The organism is Pseudomonas sp. REP124 (assembly GCF_020164475.1).
Classification (GTDB): domain Bacteria; phylum Pseudomonadota; class Gammaproteobacteria; order Pseudomonadales; family Pseudomonadaceae; genus Aquipseudomonas.
In genome coordinates this window covers 1-5,136 of record NZ_JAIQWX010000244.1, presented here as the reverse complement: position 1 = coordinate 5,136, position 5,136 = coordinate 1, and the positions used below count along the sequence as shown (strand labels likewise).

The 5,136-nt window shown below is 59.7% G+C and carries 4 protein-coding genes; 2 read left to right on the top strand and 2 right to left on the bottom strand.

From position 1 onward, the window contains the following. Window positions 1-55: 55 nt before the first annotated feature. Window positions 56-1,402: an MFS transporter gene (locus K9857_RS29535; protein WP_224541989.1), complete on the bottom strand. Its 1,347-nt coding sequence runs from the start codon at window positions 1,400-1,402 to the stop codon at window positions 56-58. A 125-nt stretch (window positions 1,403-1,527) separates the two neighbouring features. Further along, window positions 1,528-2,370 carry a pca regulon transcriptional regulator PcaR gene (pcaR, locus tag K9857_RS29530; protein WP_224541987.1) on the bottom strand — a complete coding sequence of 281 codons (843 nt, stop codon included), beginning with the start codon at window positions 2,368-2,370 and terminating at the stop codon, window positions 1,528-1,530. Window positions 2,371-2,986: 616 nt separating this feature from the next. Here pcaR and K9857_RS29525 point away from each other — a divergent pair. Both K9857_RS29525 and K9857_RS29520 read left to right on the top strand, forming a co-directional pair. Then, complete coding sequence (locus K9857_RS29525; protein ID WP_224541985.1) at window positions 2,987-3,187, top strand: hypothetical protein; 201 nt, start codon at window positions 2,987-2,989, stop codon at window positions 3,185-3,187. A gap of 377 nt (window positions 3,188-3,564) precedes the next feature. Next, window positions 3,565-5,040 (top strand): inorganic phosphate transporter, encoded by a 1,476-nt coding sequence (locus K9857_RS29520; RefSeq protein WP_224541983.1) that lies wholly within the window; start codon window positions 3,565-3,567, stop codon window positions 5,038-5,040. Window positions 5,041-5,136 lie beyond the last annotated feature (96 nt).

Below are 5,136 nucleotides of genomic sequence, written 5' to 3'. Positions count from 1 at the left end.
CTGTAGGAGCGAGGCTTGCCCGCGAAGAGGCCATCAAGGTCTACATCAAACCAAATCAGGTCGCATCCGCATGACTGACCAACCCCTTGATCACCACCGCCGCCGTCGCCAGCGCCGCCGGAATCACCAGCGCCGTCAGCACCTGTTCGAAGTTCCAACCCAGCCCCAGCAGCGTCGCGCCCATCCAGGCCCCTAGGATCGCGCCGAAACGGCCGATCCCGAGCATCCACGACACACCCGTGGCACGCCCCTGGGTCGGATAGAACCGCGCGGCCAGCGACGGCATCGCCGATTGCGCGCCGTTGACGCACATCCCGGCGATCAGCACCAGGGTCGCCAGCAGCGTGATGCTGCCCAGGCTCTGCCCCACCGCGTAGGCAAACACCCCGGCCAACAGGTAGAACGTGCCGATGACCTTGTGCGGATTGAAGCGGTCCATGGCCCAACCTACACCCACCGCGCTCAACACGCCGCCGAACTGGAATAGCGCGCCGATGAACGCGGCCTGCTCCATGCTCGCGCCGCTGTCGCGCATCAGGGTCGGCAGCCAGCTGGTCAGCAGATAAACGATCACCAGGCCCATGAAGTAGGTCAGCCACAGCAGCAAAGTGCCCATGCTGTAGGTGCCGGAGAAGATCACGGCGAAAACATTGCGCGCCTTCACGGTTTTCTGTTCCGGCACGCTGAAGCTCGCGGCCTGGGCGACGACCGTCGGGTCGATGGGTGCCAGGGTCTTGCGCACTTTGTCGGTGCCACGGTTACGCACCACGAGGTAGCGCGCCGACTCCGGCAGCCAGAACAACAGCACCACGGCCAGGATCAGCGGCAGAATCCCGCCAATCAGCAGCAGGCTGTGCCAGCCGAACGCCGGGATCAGCTTGGCCGAGATAAAGCCACCGCCGGCCATGCCCAGGTTGAAGCCGCAGAACATGCTGGTCACCAGCAGGGATTTCTTGCGCTCCGGGGTGTACTCCGACAGCAGCGTGGTGGCGTTGGGCATGCCCGCCCCCAGCCCCAGGCCGGTGAGGAAGCGCAGCACCAGCAACTGCTCGACATTGGTGCTGTAGGCCGAGGCCAGGCTGAACGCGCCGAACAGCAGCACGGCGCCAACCAGCACGACTTTGCGCCCGAAACGGTCGGCCAGAGGACCAGAGCCCAGTGCGCCGAAGACCATGCCGATCAGCGCCGCGCTCATTACCGGGCCCAGGCTGGCGCGGTCGATGCCCCAGTCCTGGGACAGCGCCGGGGCGATGAAGCCCATGGCCGCGGTGTCGAGACCATCGAGGAAAACAATCAGGAAACACAGGATGACTACGCGCCACTGGTAGCGCGAAATCGGTTGAGCATTGATGAAGGACTGCACATCGAGGCAGTTCCCTACAGCAGACTGAGGCTGGTTCATTATTTTTATTCCAAGCGGTACGCAATCGAACGGTGCCAGCCAAAGCCGGCGCAGCCGCGACATTAATGACCCGCAGGAAACAGCGTCAATTCAGCGAAAACGACTCCGTGCGATTACCGAACAGCTTAGGCAAACAGCTGAGCACTGAGGTCGCGACTGGCGCTCAGCAGTCCTGGCAGAAAACGCTGTTCCAGTTCGTTGCGACTGACCCGCCCGGCATGGGTGCTGACATTGAGAGCCGCGACTACTTGACCGGAGGCGTCATAGACCGGCACGGCAATCGAACGCAGGCCCTGCTCCAGTTCCTGATCAACGATGCACCAGCCCTGGCGCCGCACTTCCTGCAGACATTCGAGCAAGGCTTCGGGGGTGTGCAGGGTGCGACTGGTCTTGGCCTGCAGGTCGGCGTGGTCGAGGTATTCGTGCAGCGAACTGTCATCCAGGGCCGCCAGCAGAATCCGGCCCATCGATGTGCAATAGGCCGGCAAGCGCCCGCCCACCGAGAGATCGACCGAGATCAGGCGCTGGGTGGTCGCGGAACGGGCGATGTAGAGGATGTCGTCGCCCTCGAGAGTGGCCATGTTGCAGGCTTCGTGCAGTTGCTCGCTCATACGGTCCAGGTAGGGCTGGGCCGATACCGCCAGCGGCGTCGAGGAGACGTAGGCATGGCCGAGAGTCAGCACTTTGGGCAGCAGAGAATACGTGCGGCCATCGGTGGTGGCGTAGCCGAGTTTGATCAGGGTATGCAGGCAACGTCTTACGGCGGCGCGGGGAATTTCCGTGCGATGGCTGATCTGGGCAATGGTCAGGTGCCGTTTGCGCTCCTGGAATGCCTGCACCACCGCAAGCCCCCGCGCCAGAGAGGTCATGAAATCCGGATCGCCGGTCAGCGCCTGAATCCGCTTGGCGGGCGACGCCACGATCGGTGGCGCTACGGAAGCGAAGGAGTTGCGCAGTTGATCATTCATTTAGGGACCTTTGCTGTACGGATCAGCGACTATTACAGGTGTCATGGGCCCCGCAGACAAGCCCGACCAGGCAACATTGGGCGATTATCGAACGCTCGACCGGTAATCGCAACCGCCTGACGCCATCCCGGCTGATGCGCCCTCCTCTCTATAAGTACGCGAGGAAGGTTGAAGTTGATTTAAGGTGGATAAAGTTGAACAAGTTGTTCGACTTAATGGCGCCAGAAATGCATCGTTGCACACCCCCTAAACGCTAGTTGGCAGTAAAACTTGCAAGCAACAAAACATTCACGCCGCAATATCCACTTTCAAGTTTTTGGAGATAGTGTTCTCTGAATCGCTCGCTATAATGCAAATCAGTAGCCCGGCGTTTTATCATTCGCCGATGCCGCTACTCGGCGGCGCGTAACTGCATAGCCAGCACGCTCGCCAAAACTGGAAACTGATGCTACGTCAGCAATTTATCTCTGGTGCCGTGGCCGCCTGCAACATGGACGTATTGATCGCCCTGCCGTAAACGATGCCTGCATGGGCCTTGTCCTGTCGTCATGTGTGATCAATACATTGAGCGCAGCGCGTATCACCAGAATTTATCTCAACTCAATCAGGTAGCACTGTGACGAAAGACGAACTGCGCGCGGAACTTGAGCGCCAGGAACAACGTTACAAGGATGTTTACGGCGGGGAAGTCACCACCTACGCCGCCCAACCCGAACCGGAACGCAAACCCTGGCGTAAACGCGCCACCGTTCAGGATCAGGTTTTCAAGCAGGAACTGGAAAAAATGGAAAAGGAACTCAAAGCCGAGGAGCCATGACTGCTTCGGCCTGATTCCTTCCAGGGTCTTCATTTACACCCGTTAAAAGCGGGAAGTATTGATGTTGCCTCATGCGCCCGCCATGAGCGGGCAGCAGCTACCTTGCCCCATCTGACAGGGTACGAGGCTCATATCTGACCCTCCTTTCAGAAATTTCATACAAGCATCTGGCCCGTTGCTTCGGGCAGGCGCAACCCTTACGCCATCAGCGTTTGCGAAGGAATTCAATGACTTGCAGCCCCCGAAAAATCATCGGGAGCGAGGGTGCAACCGCAAAAAAATTCATTGAAGAATGTTACCGACGAGCAGCTAGTGCATCGATTCACTGTCTTTTCTGGCATAATCGCGCCCCCTTATGACCGGGTCAGAAAACCTTCATGATCGATTTATTCAGCGGACTGGATGCTTGGGTGCTTGTGAGCCTCTTGCTCGCCCTGGCTTTTGTGCTCGCCTTCGAGTTCATCAATGGATTTCATGACACCGCTAACGCGGTAGCCACTGTTATCTACACCAAAGCAATGCCGCCGCACCTGGCGGTGTTCTTTTCCGGGGTGTTCAACTTCCTCGGCGTGCTGCTGGGTGGCGTTGGCGTGGCGTATGCCATCGTTCACCTGCTGCCGGTGGAACTGCTGATCAACGTCAATACCGGCCACGGTCTGGCCATGGTCTTCTCGTTGCTCGCCGCAGCCATCGCCTGGAACCTGGGCACCTGGTACTTCGGTATCCCGGCTTCCAGCTCCCACACGCTGATCGGCTCGATCCTCGGAGTAGGCCTGGCCAACGCCCTGATCAACGATATTCCGCTGGCTGACGGAGTGAACTGGCAGAAGGCGATCGACATCGCCGCCTCGCTGGTGTTCTCGCCAATGGCAGGTTTCCTGATCGCCGCACTGGTGCTGATCGGTCTTAAATGGTGGCGCCCTCTGTCGAAGATGCACAAGACGCCGGAACAGCGCCGCAGTATCGACGACAAGAAACACCCGCCGTTCTGGAACCGCCTGGTGCTGGTGATCTCGGCCATGGCCGTGAGCTTCGTGCACGGTTCCAACGATGGCCAGAAAGGTATCGGCCTGATCATGCTGGTGCTGATCGGTATCGTCCCGGCGCAGTTCGTACTCGACCTGAACAGCACCACCTACCAGATCGAACGTACCCGCGACGCGACCCTGCACTTGAGCCAGTTCTACAAGCGCAATGCCGACTCCCTGGGCGAATTCCTGGCCCTGGGCAAAAGCGTCGAAGGCGACCTGCCGGAGAAATTCCGCTGCGATCCGAAGCAGACCGAGCCGACCATCAATGCTCTGCTGGGCACACTCAAGGGTGTAGCCGACTACCACTCGCTGCCGTCGGATAGCCGCATCGAAGTGCGTCGCTACCTGCTCTGCCTGGATGACACCGCGAAGAAGGTTGCCAAGCTGCCAGGCCTCGCTGCCCGTGAAAAGGCTGACCTGGACAAGCTGCGCAAGGACCTGACCACCACCACCGAATACGCCCCGTTCTGGGTGATTCTGGCGGTGGCCCTGGCTCTGGGCCTAGGCACCATGGTTGGCTGGAAACGTGTGGTACTGACCATTGGCGAGAAGATCGGCAAGCAGGGCATGACCTACGCTCAGGGCATGTCGGCGCAGATCACTGCGGCGTGCATGATCGGCATGGCCAACGTGTTCAGCCTGCCCGTTTCCACCACTCACGTTCTGTCTTCCGGCGTGGCCGGGACCATGGTTGCGAACAAGAGCGGCCTGCAAGGGGGGACTGTTCGGACCATTCTGCTGGCTTGGGTTCTGACGTTGCCGGCTACCGTGGCGTTGTCGGCTGGGTTGTTCTGGTTGGCTTCGAAGGCGTTGGGTAGCTGATTTTTCGGTCTGATATGAAGAAGGCGCGATCTTTTGGGATCGCGCCTTTTTTTGTTTTTGGGGGCGGAGTACATATCCGTTTCTTCGGTCACGGCG

Excerpts from the sequence above, each read along its gene's own strand:
- pcaR (WP_224541987.1), bottom strand. The coding sequence starts at position 2,370 with ATGAATGATCAACTGCGCAACTCCTTCGCTTCCGTAGCGCCACCGATC.
- K9857_RS29535 (WP_224541989.1), bottom strand. The coding sequence starts at position 1,402 with ATGAACCAGCCTCAGTCTGCTGTAGGGAACTGCCTCGATGTGCAGTCC.
- K9857_RS29520 (WP_224541983.1), top strand. The coding sequence starts at position 3,565 with ATGATCGATTTATTCAGCGGACTGGATGCTTGGGTGCTTGTGAGCCTC.